At 64.1% G+C, this 21008-nt stretch carries 17 protein-coding genes; 8 read left to right on the top strand and 9 right to left on the bottom strand.

The window, feature by feature from the left end; genetic code table 11:
• Window positions 1-152: 152 nt before the first annotated feature.
• Both yegS and QD356_RS01955 read right to left on the bottom strand, forming a co-directional pair.
• On the bottom strand, window positions 153-1061 hold the full coding sequence (gene yegS, locus QD356_RS01960) for a lipid kinase YegS (RefSeq protein WP_192838465.1): 909 nt from the start codon (window positions 1059-1061) through the stop codon (window positions 153-155).
• A gap of 146 nt (window positions 1062-1207) precedes the next feature.
• Complete coding sequence (locus QD356_RS01955) at window positions 1208-2413, bottom strand: multidrug effflux MFS transporter (RefSeq protein WP_225347735.1); 1206 nt, start codon at window positions 2411-2413, stop codon at window positions 1208-1210.
• A gap of 130 nt (window positions 2414-2543) precedes the next feature.
• Between QD356_RS01955 and QD356_RS01950 the strand changes: the two genes are divergently transcribed.
• Entirely contained in the window at window positions 2544-3623 is a 1080-nt protein-coding gene (locus QD356_RS01950) for a LysR family transcriptional regulator (RefSeq protein WP_192838464.1), read from the top strand.
• Between the two features lie 75 nt (window positions 3624-3698).
• The gene (locus QD356_RS01945; RefSeq protein WP_043337063.1) at window positions 3699-4094 is read left to right on the top strand and encodes a glutathione S-transferase N-terminal domain-containing protein; all 396 of its coding nucleotides are present in this window, start codon (window positions 3699-3701) and stop codon (window positions 4092-4094) included.
• 134 nt (window positions 4095-4228) lie between these two features.
• Here the strand turns inward: QD356_RS01945 and QD356_RS01940 are convergent, their stop codons facing one another.
• The 3 genes from QD356_RS01940 to QD356_RS01930 form a co-directional block, all read right to left on the bottom strand.
• Entirely contained in the window at window positions 4229-5596 is a 1368-nt protein-coding gene (locus QD356_RS01940; protein WP_264158079.1) for a COX15/CtaA family protein, read from the bottom strand.
• A 131-nt stretch (window positions 5597-5727) separates the two neighbouring features.
• Entirely contained in the window at window positions 5728-6369 is a 642-nt protein-coding gene (locus QD356_RS01935) for a hypothetical protein (RefSeq protein WP_192838463.1), read from the bottom strand.
• 75 nt (window positions 6370-6444) lie between these two features.
• Window positions 6445-7161, bottom strand: coding sequence for an SURF1 family protein (locus QD356_RS01930; protein ID WP_279876627.1), 717 nt, complete (start codon window positions 7159-7161; stop codon window positions 6445-6447).
• Between the two features lie 106 nt (window positions 7162-7267).
• Between QD356_RS01930 and QD356_RS01925 the strand changes: the two genes are divergently transcribed.
• Window positions 7268-7459, top strand: a complete 192-nt coding sequence (locus QD356_RS01925) for a DUF2909 domain-containing protein (protein WP_043337068.1) — start codon at window positions 7268-7270, stop codon at window positions 7457-7459.
• Between the two features lie 17 nt (window positions 7460-7476).
• Here QD356_RS01925 and QD356_RS01920 read toward each other — a convergent pair whose 3' ends face one another.
• From QD356_RS01920 to coxB, 4 genes are read right to left on the bottom strand one after another with little or no spacing between them, the layout of a single operon-like run.
• Entirely contained in the window at window positions 7477-8337 is an 861-nt protein-coding gene (locus tag QD356_RS01920) for a cytochrome c oxidase subunit 3 (RefSeq protein ID WP_131431479.1), read from the bottom strand.
• Window positions 8334-8930 (bottom strand): cytochrome c oxidase assembly protein, encoded by a 597-nt coding sequence (locus tag QD356_RS01915; RefSeq protein WP_192838461.1) that lies wholly within the window; start codon window positions 8928-8930, stop codon window positions 8334-8336. Before QD356_RS01915 ends, QD356_RS01920 begins: the two co-directional genes overlap by 4 nt.
• Before the next feature lie 27 nt (window positions 8931-8957).
• The gene (gene ctaD / locus QD356_RS01910) at window positions 8958-10610 is read right to left on the bottom strand and encodes a cytochrome c oxidase subunit I (RefSeq protein ID WP_107335293.1); all 1653 of its coding nucleotides are present in this window, start codon (window positions 10608-10610) and stop codon (window positions 8958-8960) included.
• Between the two features lie 30 nt (window positions 10611-10640).
• On the bottom strand, window positions 10641-11831 hold the full coding sequence (gene coxB, locus QD356_RS01905) for a cytochrome c oxidase subunit II (protein WP_225996475.1): 1191 nt from the start codon (window positions 11829-11831) through the stop codon (window positions 10641-10643).
• A 490-nt stretch (window positions 11832-12321) separates the two neighbouring features.
• On the opposite strand from coxB, the gene QD356_RS01900 reads away from it, so the two are divergent.
• The 5 genes from QD356_RS01900 (at window position 12322) to QD356_RS01880 (ending at window position 20676) form a co-directional block, all read left to right on the top strand.
• The gene (locus tag QD356_RS01900; RefSeq protein WP_192838460.1) at window positions 12322-14070 is read left to right on the top strand and encodes a carbon starvation protein A; all 1749 of its coding nucleotides are present in this window, start codon (window positions 12322-12324) and stop codon (window positions 14068-14070) included.
• Window positions 14060-14380 carry a cory-CC-star protein gene (locus QD356_RS01895; protein WP_225996474.1) on the top strand — a complete coding sequence of 107 codons (321 nt, stop codon included), beginning with the start codon at window positions 14060-14062 and terminating at the stop codon, window positions 14378-14380. Before QD356_RS01900 ends, QD356_RS01895 begins: the two co-directional genes overlap by 11 nt.
• The gene (locus QD356_RS01890) at window positions 14371-15603 is read left to right on the top strand and encodes an ArsA family ATPase (protein ID WP_192838459.1); all 1233 of its coding nucleotides are present in this window, start codon (window positions 14371-14373) and stop codon (window positions 15601-15603) included. The genes QD356_RS01895 and QD356_RS01890 overlap by 10 nt, the downstream gene beginning before the upstream one ends.
• Before the next feature lie 541 nt (window positions 15604-16144).
• Window positions 16145-17443: an efflux RND transporter periplasmic adaptor subunit gene (locus tag QD356_RS01885; RefSeq protein WP_192838458.1), complete on the top strand. Its 1299-nt coding sequence runs from the start codon at window positions 16145-16147 to the stop codon at window positions 17441-17443.
• A gap of 101 nt (window positions 17444-17544) precedes the next feature.
• Window positions 17545-20676, top strand: a complete 3132-nt coding sequence (locus QD356_RS01880) for an efflux RND transporter permease subunit (protein WP_192838457.1) — start codon at window positions 17545-17547, stop codon at window positions 20674-20676.
• The last annotated feature ends 332 nt before the right edge of the window (window positions 20677-21008 follow it).

Raw genomic sequence — 21008 nt, 5'->3', positions numbered from 1 at the left:
CTGAAGTCCTGACTCCCGCCCTGCGCGGCCGAGAGATTGGAAGAATACGCTGCCACCAACGCAACGAGCGCAGCCTGAGTAAACCTCAGACTGCGCTCGTGTACCAGCCAGCTCTCATGGCCCAGCCAGCGCTCAATGGCCCAGCTGCGGGCTCATGAGTGTGTCAGCAGGGCGGCGCCCTGCGGGGCGACCAGACGCAGAGCGCCGGGAATCAGCTGGAATTCGCTGTTCTCGATCAGATAGCTCTCGCCATCGAGATTCACCGGCAGCGACTCACCCCGATAGTGCAGCGAGTCAGTGCGCACATACCGCACGAAATGGCCGTCGTCGGGAAGCGACTCCAGCTCCTCGATCACCTCCCCCACCCGCGCGATGGGGAAGTCGCGGATCACCAGCACATCGAAGCAGCCATCATCGAGCAGCGCCCGAGGTGCCAGCTCCTGACCGCCGCCCGCCTGACGACCATTGCCGATCGCCAGCACGAACAACGCCAGCTCCTCCTCCACCCCGTTGAGGGTCACGCTGCCACGATAGGGACGGAAGTCCCATGCCTTGAGCACGCCCATCAGCGAATAGGCCCCGCCGCCGAACAGCTTCTTGAGGCCACCGGGCGTCGAGCGCGTCACCTCGGCACCGAAGCCCGCCGAGGCCATGTTGAGGAAGTAGGCATCATCCAGCTGCACCACATCGACGGCTCGCGCCGCCCCTTCGCAGGCCAGCGCCAGCGATTCCGTCACCGGCTCGGGGATGCCGAGCGAGGTCGCCAGGTCATTGGCGGTGCCCAACGGCAGGATCGCGACTTCCGGACGCTTCGCGACTGGATGCTGCATCAATGCATTGGCGATCAGATTGAGGGTGCCGTCACCGCCGCCAACGACCAGCCGCGTGACGCCTTCATCGACCGCCTCGCGCACCAGTCTCGCGACATCATCACCCTCGAAGGTCAACCGCACTTCAAGCCCTGCCATACGCTCACGCTGAGCGAAGATGGCCTCACGCAGCTCCGGCTGCTGAGCCTTGTCCCCGTTGAGTATCACGCGCACACGCGCCGCTGATTCCATGGTGCCTCCTTGGCGACATGCGGATCGAGCGACAAGCATACTCCGGTCGGGGGCCTTCAATGAACCATCTCTGCCCCGCGGCCCGCCGTGGTTGTCAGCCAGCGAATCCTCCATGCCCGGCCAGTCGCACCGGCCAGTCCTACCGACTAGACGCCCGGCTGACGTCGCGCGCCCAACAGCAGCAACGGCAGCACCATCACCACGCTGATCAGCAGCAGCCCCTGCTGAGGGGCGAGCGGCGTATTGAGCAGCGCCGTCGCCACCACTGCCGAGCCGCCGAGCTGGATGCTGCCGAGCAGCGCCGCTGCGGTGCCGGCACGCTCAGCGAAGGCCTCCAGCGCCAGGCTTGACGCCGCGCCGAGCGCCAGCGAGAAGCCGACCGACAGCACTGCCACCGGCACCATGAAGGCCGCGGCCGACAGTGGCAGCCAGGCAAAGGCCGCGCCCTGCATCAGGCCGGAGAGCAGGATAATCGCCAGCCCCAGGCGCACGGTGGGCTGACGGCCGAGGCGCGTGATCACGCGCGGTGCGAAGAAGAAGGTGATGATATTGATCACGGCATTGCCGCCGAACAGGGCACTGAAGACCAGCTCGGAGTGACCGAGGCGCTCGACCAGCAGCTCGGAGGACGACGACACATACAGCAGGATGGCGCTCATCGCGGCCATCGCGACCAGCGCCTGATACAGGAAGCGCCAGCTGGTCAACACGGGGCGGTAGCGCGCCCAGTTGTACAGCGGACGCTCCACGACCGTCGTGGCCGGACGCGTCTCGCCAAAGCTCTTCCACGCCATCAGGCCGACGCACAGCGCGAAGGCGGCCATGAACAGGAAGTTGGAGCGCCAGCCGAACTGCACCGCCAGCAGGCCGCCCAGCACCGGCGCCAGCGCCGGGATGATGCACAGCGCACCATTCAGATAGCTGTACATCCTGGCGCCCTGCTCCGGCGTGTAGCAGTCACGCACGGCCGCGAAGGCCACCGTCACCGTGGCACATGCCCCCAGCCCCTGCAGGATACGCCCGAGATACAGCATGCTGATGTCCTGTGCCAGCACGGCGACCATCGCGCCGACGAGATAGACCGTCGCGCCACCCAACAGCGCCGGACGCCGTCCGTAGAGGTCCGTCAACGGGCCGACCAGAATCTGCCCGACACCCACAGCGCCCAGAAACAGCGTCACCGTCATCTGCATCACATCGGTAGGCTGGGCGAATTCGCGCGCCATCGCCGGCAGTGAGGGCAGATAGATATCGATCGCCAGCGGCGAGAACATCACGCAGCCGACCAGCAGCAACAGCAATAGTCGTGCGTTGGGCATGGGCCTTGCGGCAGCAGAGGAAGACACGGACATGGATAATCTCGAGAGTCAGAAGCCAAGGGCGGCCCGACAAAGGGCCATCAAGAATCCGCAGAGCCTAGCGCCTGCGACTTATGAAGCAAAATGATATTATTTCAGGCCTGATATTCCACTGGAGAAACTCATGAGCGCGACAGCCCCGCAGACACCCGCAAGGCCGGTTGCCGCCCAGTCTCCAGCCGCGTCTTCACTGCCTGCGTCTTCGGGCTCAGCACCAGCGGCCACGCCCTTCAACACGCCCTTCAACACGCGCATCGACCTCAATCTGCTGCAGGTGCTGCAGGTGCTGCTGGAAGAGTGCAGCGTGACGCGCGCGGCGGGCCGTCTGCACCTCTCGCAGTCTGCCGTCAGCAAGAGTCTGGCACGCCTGCGCGTGATGTTTGATGACGCCCTTTTCATTCGCGAACGCCACGGTCTGCGCCCCACGGCGCAGGCCCTGTCATTGCGTGGTGAACTGGCCGAGCTGCTCTCGCGCCTCGAGAATCTGAGCGCCCCTGCCACCTTCACCCCCGCCACCAGCCAGCGGCGCTTTCAACTGGCGGTGCTGGAAAGCGCCTGGGCGACCCTGATGCCGTCCTGCACGCGCGCACTGACCGATGCGCTGCCGCATGGCAGCCTCGAGATCAGTCGCTGGCAGGCCGATTGCCTGAGCCTGATGGAAAAGGGCCAGCTGGATATCGGGCTTGCCGGACACGATCACAGTGCCGAGACCCCGGGCGAGCCGCCCGCCCTCCCCGCTGGCTTCCAATCACGCCTGCTGTGGCGCGACGACCATATGATTCTGGTGCGGCATGATCATCCGCTCACGCGGCGCCAGACACCGATGACGCTGAGTGAATTCGCGGCCTTGAGTCATGTGCAGGCCACCTGCGAGGGGCGCTCACGCTGGTCGCTGGATGAGCGGCTGGAGCAGCACGGCGCACCACGCCGCATCAGCGTGCTGGTGCCGGATTTCCGCGATGCCCTGAGCATCGTCGCGCACAGCGAGCTGGTGTTCTGCGCCCCCAGAAGCTTTGCCCAGGCCAGCAGCGAGCTGCATGGGCTGGCGATCCTTGAGCTACCGATGCGCCTGCCCGCGCTCAGCTACCGCTTGATCTGGCATGCCAGCCACGAGCAGGACCCCGGGCACCGCTGGTTGCGACAGTCCCTGCTGACGCATATCCGCAACGCGCATGGGGAAGACGCCGAGGCCGCTGAGCTCTAGAATGGCCCCATTCTGAATTCGCCACCCGCCCTGCGGCACTGGCGCCGATACCCGCACGTCCCATGAGGTTCTGCCATGCGCTCCATCATCCGCCTGTTCTTCCGCACCCTGCGTCTGGTGCTGGCTCCCTTCATGCTGCTCAGCGAGAAGCTGACCCGCGGCAGCGCGCTCGAGCGCAGCCCCGCCCAGCAGGCCGAGGTGGATGCCGAGACGGCCAAGCTGGCGTTGTATCAGTTCTCGACCTGCCCGTTCTGCATCAAGGTGCGCAAGCGCATGCATCAGCTGAACCTGAACGTCGAGCAACGCGACACCCAGCACAACGCCACTCACCGCCAGGCCCTCGAACAGGGTGGCGGTCGTGTCAAGGTGCCGTGCCTGCTGATCACCCATGACGATGGTCGCGAAGAGTGGATGTACGAATCCGACACCATCAATGCCTACCTGCAGGAGCGCTTCGGCAGCGCGGCCTGACAGGATAACGGCTGATACGATGCAGACCGCAAGAGGCCGCTCTCATGAGCGGCCTCTTGCGGTCTTGTGAGCGCGATCACGCGCGCTTGGGTGCCTCTCTTCTGCTTACCGTCTTGCCCACCTTCTGCCTCTCATCAGGCCAGCGCCTGCGAGACGGATGCCCGCTTGAGGCGAGCCGCCTGGCGCATCTGATCCATCGCCCACACCATCGCCAGCGTCAGCGCGACGGCCCCCAGGGTATGCGCCAGCGCCAGATCCAGCGGCAACCACCACAGCACATTGGCGATTCCCAAGCCTGCCTGCACCAGCCAACACCCCAGCGCCCAGCGCCAGGGGTTGTCAGGTGCCGCCGTCCGCGCCGGCAAGTGGCGGCGCTGGCGCCAATACAGCGCCAACAGCACCGCCCCCAGCAGCACGGCCCCGCCACGGTGCGCCATGTGGATGGCCGTGCGCGCCTCACCATGCAGCTGCCCATGCAGATAGCTGGGGCCGACATCCTGGGTCAGGTGGAAGCCCTCTCCCCAGTCCATCGCCGGCCATGCGGCACCATTGCAGGTCGGGAAACCTTCACAGGCAAGCCCGGCATAATTGCTCGAGGTCCAGCCCCCCAGGGCCAGCTGCCCCAGCAGCAGAGCCGCGGCCAGAGTGGCCAGCCAGGGCTGACGCCGGATGTGCGCTGCATCAGCGCTCGCCTTGTGTTGCTCAGCCGTCACATTGAGGTGCGCCGCCCGTCGTCTGAGTGATAGCCACAGCAACAGCAGCAGGCTCAACACGCTCAGACCGCCCAGCAGATGCAGCGTCACCACCTGCGGCCACAGTTTCAGCGTCACGGTAAAGGCCCCGAACGCGCCCTGAACCAACAGCATGCCCAACAACAGCCAGCAGCCGGCCAAGGGAAAACGAGTGCGCGCCTCCTCGCCCCAGTGATCAGTCACCTTTGCCTCGCCGCTGCCACCCTCGAAGGTCTGCGATTGATGAGCATCCCGACGGCGAACCCGCCAGCCCAGTGCGAGCAAAGCGATGGCCGCAAGCCCGAGCAGACTCGCCGCATAACGATGGATCATCTCCGCCCACGCCTTGTAGCCTTCAAGCGGATGATGCGGGCTATGCAGACTCGCCGTCTGGGCATCCGGCACGACTAGGGCGCCATAACAGCCCGGCCAGTCGGGGCACCCCAGCCCGGCGTCCACCAGCCGCGTCCAGGCTCCCAGCCCGATCACCAGAATGACCAGTCCCAGCATGCTGGCGACCAGTCGCTGACTGCTGCGCCACAGGCGTGCCGTCACCCGCCGGCTCGCCGCCTGCCGTGAGACAGGGCCATGCACCAGATCAGACGTCAGCTCAGGCGTCGCCATCGAGAAGGCCTGCGCAGCTGAGGCTTCATCCGTGGTGGCGTGGCGCAGAAATGGCGGGCGAGGCAGCAACGCCGCCCCTCGTTGGCGAGCCCGCGAGACGGCGCAGGCCCGCGGTGGATAGCGCTTCTGTATGGCGAGGCGAGACATGGCATATCTCCCTGGTGAAGCGAAAGAAGATCACTCCCGGCCTGGCGAGGCGTGGTCTGGAGAGGCCCGGCCTGGCTAGGCACAAACTATCGAGGCGCAACCTGGCGAGGTCCGGCCTGGCGAGGCGCTAACTATCGAGGCGCAACCGGATTACGCTTGAGCAGCCGGCGCACATCTTTCATCACGGCCTGCGGCGTAATCTCGGGCCCGTAGGCGACCACGACCTGCCCGTGAGGGTCGATCAGGCGTAACTGGTGCGGCGCGGAGGTGGTGTCGTTGGGCGCCGGCCAGCGCCCGAGCGCCCGTTGCTCGCCCGGCACCTGAGGATGCACAAAGGTCTTTTCAGCCACCACCAGGCGGCCCAGGCGTGGCGCCTCCTTGCCAAGCGCGCGATGCAGGCGCCACCAGCGCTCGGCCTGCGCCGCGGCCAGCTGTGGCTGGTTCGGCTCCGGCCAGCTGAGCCAGAAACGCTGCTCATCCGCGCCTCGGGCGGCCAGCGGCGGCATGCCGGGGGCCTCCTTCGCGCTAACAGCGCTGCCAGTCGCGTTTCCTGTGGCGTTTTCGGTGACGTTGTCAGTGGCGTTTTCTGTCACGAGGTAGTCGAGCGACCAGTCCGTGAGCGGCTTGACCTTTGGCAACAGGGCACCGTTTGCCACCCGCCCCTCGGGAATCCCGACCTGTGCGCTCAGCATGGCCCACGCCAAGGGCAGCGGGGCGGACAACAGCCCCAGCAAGGCCACGAGTTTCAGACGCTGTCGCATCACGTGTGTCATCGCTCTCCTCCTGACGACGGCTTCCCTGCTTGCCCGGGTGTGCGGACAACAGACTCAAGACACAAGCACCAGACGTTAGGCCTGGCGCTGACGTAGCGCGGACTGGCGTTGACGGCGCGCGCCCAGAACCATGACCACCGCCGCCCCCAGGCTGAGTCCCAGCCACTGCAACGCATAGGCATAATGGCGCTCCGGCGTCATGTTGCTCGGCTGCCACCAGGGCAGGAATCGCCCCTCCCCGCTCGTCTGGTGCAGGACACCCGCAAAGGCCGGTGTGCCCAGCGCCTGCCAGGCGCTCAGATCGACCTGCTGCAGACGCTGCCCCTCGCGGTTGGGGCCGAACAGTGGGCCACCACTGTTGCCTTGACCGTTCAGCCACTGCCAGCGACCACTGATCACCCCGGAGCCTGTCGGGGTCGTGAACTCCGGGTCGCTGCGCGGGGCCGGCGATGCCACGAAGCCACGCTCCACCAGCCACCAGCGGCCATCCAGCGTTCGGAAGGGCGTGAGCACCGCCACGCCATGGCGCTTGTCCAGCGTGCGGTTGTCCAGCAGCAGGCTGTGTTCCGCGAGCCACTCGCCGCGCAGCTCGATCAGGCTGGCACTGGCGGGCGGTGCCGTCGGCATCACCAGCTCCGGCGCGCTGGCGGTATCCTCCAGATGCTGGGCACGCGCCTGGCCACGCATCACCTGCCAGCTGCACAGACACAGACCGAGCACGATCAGGCATCCCCAGAACAGCCACCAGCCGCGTCCGACCTGGCGCTCCTGCGTCGCCGCTGTGGATGACACCTGCGCCGCAGGCACTGACTTGCGCTTGTCAGCCGGATGAGCTCGACTGTCACTAGCGAGTGCTGCGCTGTGCTCACCCGCCACTGTCTGCGCCCCGGGAGGTGACATGCTGCTCAAATCGCTGATCGCACTGGTCTTTATCGGCATGCTGGCAAGCCTGGTCGCCGGCGCCGGTTTTCTGCTGCGCGATGGCAGCCGCAGTCGACGCCTGCTGACCTCTCTCAAATGGCGGGTTGGCCTGGCAGTGTGTCTGGTGATTCTGCTGGTCATTGGCTTCTCCACCGGAATGCTGGACTGACATCACGCCGCGTGCTGTCAGAACACATAGACGAACAGGAACAGACCGATCCACACCGCATCGACGAAGTGCCAGTACCAGGCAGCCGCTTCGAAGGCGAAGTGACGTTCACTCGAGAAGTGGCCGCGTATCACGCGCACCAGCATCACGATCAGAATCAGGGTGCCGATGGTGACGTGCAGACCATGAAAACCGGTCAGCAGGAAGAAGGTGCCGCCATAGACCCCCGCCTGCAGCGTCAGCCCCAGGTGATGCCAGGCCTCGTAGTATTCGATGCCCTGCAGGGTCAGAAAGCACAGCCCCAGCACCACGGTGCCCGCCAGCCAGTTGCGCGCCGTGCGCCGAAACTCCATCTTCAGCGCTTCATGCGCCACCGTGAGGGTGACGCTGGAACTGACCAGCAACAGCGTGTTGGCCAGCGGCAACTGCCAGGGCGACAGCAGCTCTCTGGGCCCGGCGATGCTGGCATCCGGCGGCGTCATCAGGGGCCAGCTGGCGGTGAAGTCAGGCCACAGCAGCGCCGTCACTCCCTTGGCGCCCTCGCCATCGAGCCAGGGCAGCGCGAAGGTTCGCAGATAGAACAGCGCCCCGAAGAAGGCCGCGAAGAACATCAATTCCGAGAAGATGAACCAGGCCATGCCCCAGCGGAACGAGCGGTCCATCTGGTCATCGTAGAGGCCGCCCATCGACTCGCGCACCACATCCCGAAACCAGCCCGCCATCACCAGCACCACGGCCAGCAGGCCGATGCCTGACAGCCAGGCGGCGCTGCCGTGCACCATCCAGATTCCGGTGCCGATCATCATGCCGCCCACCGCCAGCACGCCGAAGATGGGCCAGGCACTGTGGGCCGGGACGTAATAGCTGCCACTGCTCATGTTTCACCTCCTGCAGAATGCTCTGCACCATCGTCCCCCGCGGATGACGGCGTCGTGACCGGATAGAGCGTGTACGCCAGGGTCAGATCACGAATGCCCTCCGGAAGGTCAGGATCGACCTGAAAGACCAGCGGCAGCTCGCGCCGCTCGCCTGCTGCCAGCGTCTGCTCCTGGAAGCAGAAGCACATGATCTTGCGCAGATGCAGTGAGCCCTCGGCAGGACTGACACTGGGGACCGCGCGGCCACGCACCGGGTAATCGGCGTGATTGGTGAACACGAAACGCGCGCTGTACTGGCCACCGGGATGGATGCGGAATTGCTCATCCAGCGCCTCGAGCGTCCACGGCAGGCCCTGCCCCTGCTGGGTGATGAAGCGCACCGAGACCCAGCGGCTCTCGTCGATCTCCATGGCCACCGCGGCCCTGGCCTGACTGGCGGCCTTGCCATTCAGCCCGGTGAGATTGCAGAAGACGTCATAGAGCGGCACCAGCGCGAAGGCGAAGCCCAGCATCGCGACCAGCGCCAGCAGCGTGCGCCGCACGGTGCGTGCCACTGCCTGTTGCTGTTGTGCTGCGTGATCGCGTGAGGGCATGTCACTCTCCTGGCCGCTGTCCATCGCTCAGCGGATGATCTGGCCATCGCGGGTCTGCGGAGGAATCTCGAAGGTATGCAGCGGCGCCGGGCTCGGCACGCTCCACTCCAGGTCCACCGCGCCCTCCCAGGCACACGCCGGCGCCCTGACACCGCCGCGCGCGCACTTGACGATCACGACCAGGAACAGCAGCTGCGAGATACCGAACAGGAAGGCGCCGATACTGGACAGCATGTTGAAGTCGGCGAATTGCAGCGCGTAATCCGGGATGCGCCGCGGCATGCCGGCCAGCCCCGAGAAGTGCATCGGGAAGAAGGTCAGGTTGACGCCGATGACCGACAGCCAGAAATGCCACTTCGAGAGCCCCTCATGGGGATAGAAGCCGGTCCACTTGGGCAGCCAGTAGTAGGCTCCGGCGAGAATCGCGAACAGCGCGCCGGGCACCAGCACATAGTGGAAATGCGCCACCACGAAGTAGGTGTCGTGGTACTGGAAATCCGCCGGGGCGATGGCCAGCATCAGGCCCGAGAAGCCGCCGATGGTGAACTGGACGATGAAGGCGATCGCAAACAGCATCGGGGGCTCGAAGCTGATGGAGCCGCGGAACATGGTGGCGATCCAGTTGAAGACCTTCACGCCGGTCGGCACCGCGATCAGCATCGTCGTGTACATGAAGAACAGTTCCGCCACCAGTGGCAGGCCGACGGCGAACATGTGATGCGCCCAGACCAGGAAGGACATGATCGCGATGGAGCCGGTGGCGTAGACCATCGAGGCGTAACCGAACAGCCGCTTGCGCGAGAAGGTCGGCACGATGGCGGACACGATGCCGAAGGCCGGCAGGATCATGATGTAAACCTCGGGATGCCCGAAGAACCAGAACAGATGCTGGAACAGCACCGGGTCGCCGCCACCGGCGGCATTGAAGTAGCTGGTGCCGAAGTTGATGTCGAACAGCATCATGGTGATGGCGCCCGCCAGCACCGGCATCACCGCGATCAGCAGGAAGGCCGTGATCAGCCAGGTCCAGACGAACAGCGGCATGTCCATCAGGCGCATGCCCGGGGCACGCAGATTGAGGATGGTGGCGATGATGTTGATGGCGCCGAGAATCGAGCTGATGCCGGCGATGTGCAGCGAGAAGATGAAGAAGCTGGTCGAGGGCGGCGCATAGGTGGTGGACAGCGGCGCGTAGAAGGTCCAGCCGAAGTTGGGGCCACCGCCCTCCATCAGCAGGGTGGAAAGCAGCAACAGGAAGGCGACCGGCAACAGCCAGAAGCTGAAGTTGTTGAGGCGTGGCAGCGCCATGTCGGGCGCGCCGATCTGCAGCGGAATCATCCAGTTGGCCAGTCCCGTGAAGGCCGGCATGATGGCGCCGAACACCATGATCAGCCCATGCATGGTGGTCATCTGGTTGAAGAACTCCGGCTGCACCATCTGCAGGCCGGGCTGGAACAGCTCGGTGCGGATCACCAGCGCCATGATGCCGCCGATGAACAGCATGCTCAGCGAGAAGATCAGATAGAGGGTGCCGATATCCTTGTGATTGGTGGTCAGCAGCCAGCGCAGCATGCCGCGCGGCGCGCTGCCGTGGCCCTCGCCCACATGAGCGCCGCCTGCGGTGGCCCCCTCGCTCTCGCTGGCCTGAAGTACCGCCTTGCGTGGCTGTTCACTGGCCATGACACGCCTCCTGAATGCGTCGCTTGCACGCTATTGAGACAGCTGTTCCTTGATGACGGCTGGCTGCACCAGCTCGCCGGTATCGTTGCCCCAGGCGTTGCGCTCATAGGTGATGACAGCCGCCAGCTCGACCGGGCTCAGCACATCGGCAAAGGCCGCCATGGGCGTGCCCGCCTTGCCGTTGACCACGATATCGATGTGCGCCTGCATGTCCTGGGTGACGATGGCGCTGCCTACCAGCGAGGGGAACGCCGGCGGCATGCCCTGGCCATCCGGCTGATGACAGGAGGCGCAGATGGTGGCGTAGGTCTTCTCGCCCTTCTCCATCAGCTCCTCGAGGCTCCAGTCACGACCGGCATCGTTGAGCGCGGCCTCGGCTTCGGCCTTGCGCGCGATCAGCCACTCATCGAACTCGGCCTCCGGTAGCGCCTCGACCACCACCGGCATGAAGCCGTGGTCCTTGCCGCACAGCTCGGTGCACTGGCCACGATAGGTGCCGGGGGTCTCGATGCGCGTCCAGGCCTCATTGATGAAGCCGGGAATGGCGTCCTTCTTGACGCCGAAGTCCGGCACCCACCAGGAGTGGATGACGTCGGCGGAGGTGGTCAGGAAACGCACCTTGCGATTGATGGGCAACACCAGCGGGTTGTCGACTTCCAGCAGGTAATGCTCGCCCTTGGCGGCGGTGTTGTTGATCTGCTCGCGCGGGGTCGCGAGGCTTGAGGTGAAGGCGACATCCTCGCCCAGATACTCGTACTGCCAGCGCCATTGGTGGCCGGTGATCTTCACGTCCAGCGCCGATTCGGAGGCGTCGTACATGTCCTTGAGCGTGGCGGTGGCAGGCACCGCCATCACCACCAGAATCAACAGCGGGATGGCGGTCCACAGAATCTCGATACGGGTGTTTTCATGAAAGCTTGCCGATACCGCACCGCGTGATTTGCGGTGCTTGATCATCGCGTAGCCCATCACACCGAATACTACGATGCCGATGACCACACAGATCCAGAAGATGATCATGTGCAGCGAGTGGATCTCGCGACTGACCGCGGTGACCCCGACCGGCATGTTGTATTCGACTGCCAGCACCGAAGGGGTAAGGGCTGTCAGTGACAAGGTCGTCAGTGACAGGGTCGTCAGTGACAGGGTCGTCACTGTGCGTCGCAAGCGCAGACGCATTGGCCTGGTGACACGGGAAAGGCATTCCGCGATCCATGACATCGGCGCCTCCTTGTCATTGTTATCGAGAGCCTCACCCAGATGACGGCGCTGAGCGGCTCCCCGTGCTCCGACTTGCTTCGAGTATAGAAGAGCTTGGCGGAACACAAGGTCGCGTGGATCAACCCACTGATACTCCTTGGTCGCAAGGCAGAGCGAGGCAAAAACGGCTACCCCGCGCGTGATGCCGCCTGAGCACAAGGCAGCGGCGCGCTTCTGCGTTCAGTCCACGCAGAGAGGCGGCGATTCAGGAATGTCCTGGAGGTTTGCTGGCGACATGCCGGCGCGCGTCGGGGCGACCAATGGCGAAGTTATATGCGCATTTATCGATGTTAGCGTCACGCCGATCTGCACCAATGTGTTGAAAGTCTTGCTTGAAAGCCCTGACGGAAGGTCTTGCTCGGCGTGCGCTCGACAGCGGCATGTCGACCTGACAACCAGCACACGCCAGCACGCCCTACTCAATCCATCACCACGCCCCTCGGAATCTGCCATGAACGCCATCTGGCTTGCCCTGTTCGGCTGCGCCGCCTTCGCCATCGGCTATCGCTTCTATTCCCGCTTTCTGGCCGAACGCATCTTCCGCCTCGACCCGAATTTCGTGACGCCAGCACATGCGCTGCGCGATGACACCGACTATCTGCCGACCAATCGCTGGGTGCTGTGGGGTCACCATTTCACCTCGGTGGCGGGCGCAGCCCCCATCGTCGGTCCGGCGATCGCCGTCTACTGGGGCTGGCTGCCGGCCGTGCTGTGGGTCGTGCTGGGCAGTCTGTTCGCGGCAGGCGTGCATGATTTCGGCACCTTGACGCTATCGGCGCGCCATCGCGGCCAGTCGGTCGGCACCCTGGCGGACAAGCTGATCGGCAAGCGTGCCAAGCTGCTGTTTCTGTTCATCATCCTGATTCTGGTCCTGATGCTGAACGCGGTGTTCGCCTGGGTGATCGCCAATCTGTTCATCAACTTCCCGGCCAGCGTGCTGTCGGTGCTGATCCAGATTCCGCTGGCGGTATGGATCGGCCATCGCGTCTATCGTCGTGGCGGCAAGATGTTGATCCCCTCGCTGCTCGCGCTGATGGTGATGTATGCCGCCGCCCTGCTGGCGGGTCAGTTCGAGTTCCTGCAGATCGACCTGGCCGGTGCCTTCACCGCCATGGCCGGTGGCGAAGATGCCACCCTGCTGTTCGGCCTTTCGCCCATCTCCAGCGCCTTCCTGGTGTGGATCATCGCGCTGATGAGCTATGTCTACATCGCGTCGGTCTTGCCGGTCTGGAAACTGCTGCAGCCACGCGACACCATCAACTCTCACCAGCTGGTGGTCGGGCTGGTACTGCTGTACCTGGGACTGGCCGTAGGTGGCCCGCATCTCAAGGCGCCGGCCTTCAACGCCGATGCCGAGATGTCCTTCTACCCGCTGCTGTTCATCACCATTGCCTGCGGCGCCATCTCGGGCTTCCACGGTCTGGTCGCCTCCGGCACCACCTCCAAGCAGCTGTCCCATGAACCGGATGCGCGCCTGATCGGTTACTCCGGCGCGCTGGGCGAAGGCATGCTGGCGCTGATTTCCATCATCGCGGTGGCAACCCTGTTCGCAACCCAGGCCGACTTCACCGCAACCTATTCAAGCTTCGCCGCGGCGGGTGCCAATGGCCTCTCGAGCTTCGTTCAGGGGTCCGGCCAACTGATCTCGCACCTCGGCCTGCCCGCCAACGTCGGCAGTACGCTGGTCGCGGTCATCGTGGTCAGCTTCGCAGCGACCACGCTGGACTCCGCCGTGCGCCTGATGCGCTACATCATCGCGGAACTGGGCAGCGAATACGGCATGCCAGCGCTCAGCCACAAGCATGTCGCCACCAGCATCGCCGTCATCGCCAGTGCCGCACTGGTCATCCTGCCGCAGGGACCCAAGGGCTTCGGTTCCGGCGGCTACCTGCTGTGGCCGTTGTTCGGCACCAGCAATCAGCTGCTGGCGGGCATCTCGCTGATGCTGGTGTCGGTGTGGCTCAAGCGTCAGGGCCGCCCTGTCATCTATACCCTGGCCCCGATGGTCTTCCTGATGATCATGACGCTGTGGGCGATGGTGCAGCAGGTGGTGCTGGATTGGTCGGGCATGGGCAGCAACGACCCACAATGGCTGTTGTTCACCTTCGGCAGCCTGATCATGGTGTTTGCGCTGTGGATTCTGCTCGAGGCCAGCCGCAGCCTGAAGTCTCCCGCCCGGGTGAGCGCTCATGAGAGCTGATGACGATACTCGGTTGGCGTCATTACCGCGCCAGCCGGGGCTGACAAGGCGCCTGCTGACAGGCGCCATTCAGCTGCGGGATGGCTGGGAGGCCATGCTGCGCGTCAACCAGCAGCGCGATCTGGCGCAGCTTGCCCGTGAGGAGGAGGACATCTTCATGATGATGAGCTTCGCGGAGCTGATGGGCATCCCCAATCCGGCGCCGGCCGTCTCGCTGGAGATGCTGCCGCTGATGCTGGAACGCATGCATGACTGGCACCTGCGTCAGGGACTTGAGCATTCACCGCTGGAGGGCATCAAGTGCTGTTGAGCAGGCTATGGAAACGCGCAGCATTCCGCACGGCGAAAGATACGGCTGTCTGGGAAGGCACTCAGCCGTCAGCGGCTCACGAGACTTACGAAACTCACGAGGCTCACAAGGCTCACACTCACCAGTCTGGCCAAGCACCGGAGCAAGCCGGGAAATCGGAGCATCCCGAGATCTGGTTCTTCGGTGGCAAGGGCGGTGTCGGCAAGACCAGCTGCGCGGCGGCCCAGGCGCTGGCACTGGCGGAGAAAGGCGAAGCGACCCTGCTGGTGTCGACAGACCCCGCGCACAACCTCGGCGACCTGTTCGGTGCGGTCGGTGGCAAGCCCTGCAACATCGCGCCGCGCCTCGACGTGATGGAACTGGACCCCGAACGGGAATGCGACCGCTACCTGGAGGCGGTCCGCCAGCGAATCGCCCCCCTGGTAAGTGGCGAGCGCAGTGCCACCGTGATGCGCCAGCTCGAGCTGTCACGCCACGCCCCCGGCACCAGTGAAGCGGCACTCTTCGATGCGCTGGTGGAGATCATCCTGACTCCGCCAGCCCCGCTGGAAGATGAAACTTCACACTATCGCCACATCCTGTTCGATACGGCCCCCAGCGGGCACACAATTCGACTGCTGAGCCTGCCTGAAGTGCTGGGCGGCTGGCTGGAGGGCATGCTGGGTCAGCGTAGGCGCGCCGTCGCCGAACGCAGCCTGTGGCTGGACAGTCAGCAGGCGTCAGAGACGCCAGGCGAAGAAGCGCCGGAAGACCCGATCAGCGAGGCGCTGGAGCAACGCCGTACGCGCTACGCAGCATTGCGTCAGCGCTTGAGCGATACCCGCCGGGCGCGCGTGATTCTGGTCAGCACGCCGGAGAAGCTGCCGTGTCTGGAGACGACCCGAACACGAGAGGCGCTGGAAGCTCATGGCCTGGCCGTCGGCGGCTTGATCATCAATCAGTGCCTGCCGGAACCCGCCGCGCAAGGGGCTGGCGGTCCCTCCTCAACGCCCCACGAGCCGCAGGCTGACTGGGTCGCGACCTGGCGAGAACAGCAACGACACTGGACCGCCAGACTGGAGGAGGCCTTCGCTGATCGCCCGCGCCTGCGTCTGCTGCGCCAACCACAGCTGCCGGAGGACCGCGCAAGCCTTGCCCCGCTGGTGGCACAATTCACGGCGTTCCGCCCCTGGTCACCCGCCCCTGCCGCGTCCTCTTGCGGTTGCGCTGCCCCCGCCAGATGACTCGAGAGGTCGCCCTGCTCTTCAGCCCCTCAGCGCTTCAGCCCCTCAGCACTTCCGCTCTTTCGCCCTCCCGCTTCCTCGCTCTCCCGACCTCATGCTGATCCGCTGATCCGTCATGTGCTGACGACATGCATTCGCGTACGGGGTCGGGGAGTTCATCATTCAGACACTTCGATCTGATAACTTATTCAGAATTTGCGCATATTGATGCACCATCACTGACCTCGTCTCACCTGACTTGTGCACGCATCTTGAGTGAGGCGAGGCATGTGCACGCCTGCGGGCATGGCAAGCGAATTGCATTGTCTTGCATCCCCCTCCAAGACGTTCAGAATGCTGCTCACATGGCAACAATCTGTTGCAACAGGGTGCGCAATAACTGCACAAAACAACCATACAGTCGCCTCGCCATTCCGATAGAATAGCGGGCTAAATATATTCCTCATCATGACATCGTTGCTTTGACCTGCCGCGCCTGCGGTAAGTCACAATGTGGCGATAGTGACGCACTTCAGCCCCTGAATTTCGTAAAGGACGCTCCATGGCCCCGACTTCCCCCAGTCAATCCCGCTTGCAGAGACACCCATTGGCTTTCAATGCCCGCCGCCTCGGCCTGCTTCCGGCAAGCCTGCTGCTGGTCGGTGCCTTGCTGGCCGGCTGTAGCGGCGACAAGGAGGAGGCTGGCCAAGGCTCCGCCGCAGGCGCCAGCCAGGCCGCTCAGGTCGATGTCGTCACCGTCACTGCCCAGGATGTACCGCTCACCACCGAACTTCCAGGCCGCACGCGTGCCTATCAGATCGCGGAAGTGCGTCCGCAGGTCGGCGGCATCATCGAATCGCGCGACTTCACCGAAGGCAGTGACGTCGAGGAAGGTCAGGTGCTCTATCACATCGATTCGCGCACCTATCGCGCCGATGTCGAGAGCGCCAAGGCGAGCCTGGCGCGCGCCGAGGCGAGCCTCAACACCTCGAGCCTCAAGGCCAAGCGCTACAAGAATCTCGTCGCGCGCAAGATGGTCAGCCAGCAGGATTATGACGATGCCGTGGCCACCGTCGGCGAAGACCGTGCCGATGTCGCCTCAGCCAAGGCCGCGGTATCCAGCGCGCAGATCAACCTGGATTACACCAAGGTCACCTCACCGATCAGTGGTCGTATCGGCAAGTCCAGCGTCACCAAGGGCGCACTGGTCACGGCCAGTCAGGAAACCAGCCTGGCCACCGTCCAGCAGCTGGACCCCATCTATGTCGACCTGACCCAGTCCGCCACCGAAGTGCTGCGCCTCAAGCGTGAGCTGGGCGAGAATCGCGATGCCGCCACCGCCCCGGTCCAGACGGAAGTCGAGCTGGTGATGGAAGACGGCAGCGTCTATGGCGCCAAGGGCAAGCTGCAGTTCGCGGATGTCACTGTCGACCAGGGGACCGGCATGGTCACGCTGCGCGCACTGTTCCCCAACGAAGATGAGCTGCTGCTGCCGGGCATGTTCGTGCGTGCCCGTCTGACCGAAGCCGTTGCCAAGGATGCCATCCTGATTCCGCAGAAGGCCGTGAGCCGTGACAGCACGGGCCAGGCCAGCGTGATGACGGTCAATGCCGAGAACAAGGTCGAGGCCAAGCAGGTCGTGATCGGTCAGGCCATCGACAATCAGTGGCTGGTGACCAGCGGCCTCGACAGCAATGACAAGGTCATCGTCAGCGGTCTGCAGAAGATCAAGCCGGGTGCCACGGTCGAGATCGCCTCGGACGAGACAGGCACTGACCAGAACGCTGCACCTCAGTCGCGGACTGCTGCCAGCAGCGACTCCTCGGAAAGTGAACAGGCCAAGACCGGCGATAGCCAGTAAGCTTGCCCCCGCTTTTCGCGCCACTGTCGCCAGTCAGACGAGAGACGCTTCTCGTGTGACTGGCGACCGTCCCGAACGACGTTCCAGGAGCCTCAAACGTCATGGCCAGATTCTTCATCGATCGCCCTATCTTTGCCTGGGTGCTCGCCATCATCGTGATGCTGGGGGGTATCTTCAGTATCCTCAAGCTACCGATCGAGCAGTACCCCTCGCTGGCCCCTACCAGCATCACCATCCAGGCTACCTACTCCGGTGCCTCCGCCCAGACGGTGGAAGACACGGTGACCCAGGTCATCGAGCAGCAGATGAACGGCATCGACAATCTGCTGTACATGAGCTCGACCTCGGACTCCCAGGGCAACGCCAGCATCGAGCTGAGCTTTGACACCGGCACCGATCCCGACATCGCCCAGGTTCAGGTACAGAACAAGCTGCAGCTGGCCACTCCGCGCCTGCCGCAATCCGTACAGAACCAGGGTGTTTCAGTCACCAAGTCCTCCGGCAGCTTCCTGATGGTCGCGGCCTTCGTCTCTGACGATGGCAGCATGACCAAGCAGCAATTGACCGACTATGTCGCCTCCGACATCCAGGATGAGGTCGCGCGTGTCCAGGGCGTCGGCGAGACCCAGCTGTTCGGCGCGCCGGGGGCCATGCGTGTCTGGCTCGACCCGCAGAAGCTCAACAACTTCAAGCTGACCACCAGCGACGTCACCACGGCCATCAGCACGCAGAACAACCAGATCGCCTCGGGCCAGCTGGGCAATCTGCCGGCGGAAGAAGGCCAGCAGCTCAACGCCACCATCGTGGCGCAAACCCTGTTTGAAACGCCGGAGCAGTTCGGCAACATCCTGCTCAAGACCCAGGAAGATGGCTCTCAGGTCTATCTGCGTGACGTCGGCCGCGCCGAGAAAGGCGCCGAAACCTACAGCACCGTCAGCCGCTACAACGGCAAGCCTGCTGCTGGCCTGGGGATCAAGCTGGCCTCGGGCGCCAACGCGCTGGACACCGTCCAGGCCGTCAAGGACCGCCTCGATGAACTGTCCGCCTACTTCCCGCCGGGCATGAGCTTCAAGGTTCCGTACGACACCTCACCCTTCGTCAAGATTTCCATCGAAGAAGTGGTGATGACACTGCTGGAAGCCGTGGCACTGGTCTTCCTGGTGATGCTGCTGTTCCTGCAGAACTTCCGCGCCACCCTGATTCCGACCATCGCGGTGCCGGTCGTGCTGCTGGGCACCTTCGGGGTGCTGGAAGTGCTGGGCTTCTCCATCAATACCCTGACGATGTTCGCCATGGTGCTCGCCATCGGGCTATTGGTCGACGATGCGATCGTGGTGGTGGAAAACGTCGAACGCGTTATGCACGAAGAGAAGCTCTCGCCACTGGAAGCGACTCGCAAGTCGATGGGCCAGATTACCGGCGCACTGGTGGGTATCGGCCTGGTGCTGTCATCCGTGTTCATTCCGATGGCCTTCTTCCCCGGCACCACCGGTGCGATCTTCCGTCAGTTCTCGGTGACCATCGTCTCGGCGATGACGCTGTCCGTACTGGTGGCGTTGATCCTGACGCCGGCCCTGTGCGCCACCCTGCTCAAGCCGACCAAGGAGAAGACCACCGGCTTCTTCGGCCTCTTCAACCGGGTCTTCGATCGCTCCAACGCGCGCTACCAGAAAGGCGTTGGCGGCATGCTCAAGCGCACCGGGCGCTCGATGCTGGTCTATGCATTGATCGTCGTCGGCTGTGGCGTGGTATTCACGCGCATCTCGACCGGCTTCCTGCCGGATGAGGATCAAGGCTATCTGTTCAACCAGGTCATCCTGCCGGTGGGCTCCACTCAGGAACAGACGCTCGAGACGCTGGAAAAGGTCGAGCATCACTTCCTGGTCGATCAGGAAGATGCGGTTCAGGAAATGTTCGACGTCGCCGGCTTCAGCTTCGCCGGTCGCGGTCAGAACATGGGCCTGGCCTTCATCAACCTGAAGCCGTGGGATGAGCGCGAGCGCGATTCCTTCAGCGTGGTCAGTGAAGCGCAGAGCTACTTCAGCACCTTGAAGGAAGCCCTGGTCTTCGCCATCAACCCGCCGCCGATCATGGAACTGGGCAACGCCAGCGGCTTCGACATGATGCTGGTCGACCGTGGCGGCATCGGCCACAAGGCACTGACCGACGCGCGCAACCAGCTGCTGGGCATGGCGGGCCAGAATCCGGCCGTGACCGGCCTGCGCCCCAATGGTCTGGAAGACAGCCCGCAGTTCACGCTCAATATCGATGAACTCAAGGCGACGGCGATGGGTGTCTCGCTGTCAGAGGTCTACTCGACGCTTTCCACGGCGTGGGGCTCGACCTACGTCAATGACTTCCTCGACAACGGTCGTACCAAGAAGGTCTATGTGCAGGCGGAAGCCAGTGCCCGCATGCAACCGGAAGACCTCAAGAAGTGGTACGTACGCAACACCTCCGGCGAGATGGTGCCGCTGAGTGCCTTCATCAACGGCGAGTGGACCTACGGGTCGCCGCAGCTGGAACGCTACAACGGCGTCTCCTCGATGGAACTGCTGGGACAGGCGGCACCGGGTTACTCCACCGGTGAGGCCATGCAGGCCATGGAAGAGATGGTCAGCCAGCTCAACAATGGCGTCGCGCTGGAATGGACCGGCATCTCGCTGCAGGAATCCCAGAGTGGCGGCATGGCACCGTATCTGTATGCCATCTCGCTGGTCTTCGTCTTCCTGTGTCTGGCCGCGCTGTATGAGAGCTGGAGCATTCCGTTCTCCGTCATGCTGGTGGTACCGCTGGGGGTGCTGGGTGCCCTGCTCGCCACCTGGATGCGCGGACTCGACAATGACGTCTACTTCCAGGTCGGCCTGGTGACGACCATCGGGCTCTCGGCCAAGAACGCGATCCTGATCGTCGAGTTCGCCAAGGACCTTGAAGTGCAAGGTCGCTCGCTGATCGATGCCACCATGGAAGCCGTGCGCATGCGTCTGCGCCCGATCCTGATGACCTCGCTGGCCTTCACCCTGGGTGCCGTGCCACTGGCCATCTCGACGGGTGCGGGTGCCGCCAGCCGTCACGCCATCGGCAACGGCGTGATCGGCGGGATGATCTCGGCCACGGTGCTGGCGATCTTCCTGGTGCCGGTCTGCTATGTGGTCGTGCGCCGCCTCTTCGGTGAGCCGAAGGACCTCAAGCGAGCCCACGAAGCGGCCCGCCAGGAGGATGACCTTGTCTGATCTCTGATCACGACAGAAGCCTCATTGCTGTCACATTGCGTGACGGCCCTGCACGCCGCCCTCTCCGGGCGGCGTGCCTGTTTGCAGGCTGGCAATAAAAGGCGCGCTCACGCGGCAAGCATTGAGTGCCATCAGCCTTTTGCGGCATCATGCTACTATCGAACACTGTTTGCCTGCGCAGGCCTGGTGCTCCTACAGCTCCTATACCTTCGCAGGTCCGCGTGTGCATGGGGGCAGGCCACTGACGGCGCATCCCCGAGAGCGCATCCTCGAGAGCGCTGTCCCAAGAGCGCAGCCGCAGGCGTGGTCAAGCCGCGGCTGACAATGCCTCT

Origin of the sequence: Cobetia sp. 2AS (genome assembly GCF_029846355.1) — a bacterium.
Lineage (GTDB): Bacteria > Pseudomonadota > Gammaproteobacteria > Pseudomonadales > Halomonadaceae > Cobetia > Cobetia amphilecti.
Note: the sequence above shows the minus strand (reverse complement) of the source record. Positions and strands in the feature narration are given on the sequence as shown.

What these genes read in the sequence shown, in the direction of transcription:
- yegS (WP_192838465.1), bottom strand. Translation starts at nt 1,061, where the DNA reads ATGGAATCAGCGGCGCGTGTGCGCGTGATACTCAACGGGGACAAGGCT.
- QD356_RS01955 (WP_225347735.1), bottom strand. Translation starts at nt 2,413, where the DNA reads ATGTCCGTGTCTTCCTCTGCTGCCGCAAGGCCCATGCCCAACGCACGA.
- QD356_RS01950 (WP_192838464.1), top strand. Translation starts at nt 2,544, where the DNA reads ATGAGCGCGACAGCCCCGCAGACACCCGCAAGGCCGGTTGCCGCCCAG.
- QD356_RS01945 (WP_043337063.1), top strand. Translation starts at nt 3,699, where the DNA reads ATGCGCTCCATCATCCGCCTGTTCTTCCGCACCCTGCGTCTGGTGCTG.
- QD356_RS01940 (WP_264158079.1), bottom strand. Translation starts at nt 5,596, where the DNA reads ATGTCTCGCCTCGCCATACAGAAGCGCTATCCACCGCGGGCCTGCGCC.
- QD356_RS01935 (WP_192838463.1), bottom strand. Translation starts at nt 6,369, where the DNA reads ATGACACACGTGATGCGACAGCGTCTGAAACTCGTGGCCTTGCTGGGG.
- QD356_RS01925 (WP_043337068.1), top strand. Translation starts at nt 7,268, where the DNA reads ATGCTGCTCAAATCGCTGATCGCACTGGTCTTTATCGGCATGCTGGCA.
- QD356_RS01920 (WP_131431479.1), bottom strand. Translation starts at nt 8,337, where the DNA reads ATGAGCAGTGGCAGCTATTACGTCCCGGCCCACAGTGCCTGGCCCATC.
- QD356_RS01915 (WP_192838461.1), bottom strand. Translation starts at nt 8,930, where the DNA reads ATGCCCTCACGCGATCACGCAGCACAACAGCAACAGGCAGTGGCACGC.
- ctaD (WP_107335293.1), bottom strand. Translation starts at nt 10,610, where the DNA reads ATGGCCAGTGAACAGCCACGCAAGGCGGTACTTCAGGCCAGCGAGAGC.
- coxB (WP_225996475.1), bottom strand. Translation starts at nt 11,831, where the DNA reads ATGTCATGGATCGCGGAATGCCTTTCCCGTGTCACCAGGCCAATGCGT.
- QD356_RS01900 (WP_192838460.1), top strand. Translation starts at nt 12,322, where the DNA reads ATGAACGCCATCTGGCTTGCCCTGTTCGGCTGCGCCGCCTTCGCCATC.
- QD356_RS01895 (WP_225996474.1), top strand. Translation starts at nt 14,060, where the DNA reads ATGAGAGCTGATGACGATACTCGGTTGGCGTCATTACCGCGCCAGCCG.
- QD356_RS01885 (WP_192838458.1), top strand. Translation starts at nt 16,145, where the DNA reads ATGGCCCCGACTTCCCCCAGTCAATCCCGCTTGCAGAGACACCCATTG.
- QD356_RS01880 (WP_192838457.1), top strand. Translation starts at nt 17,545, where the DNA reads ATGGCCAGATTCTTCATCGATCGCCCTATCTTTGCCTGGGTGCTCGCC.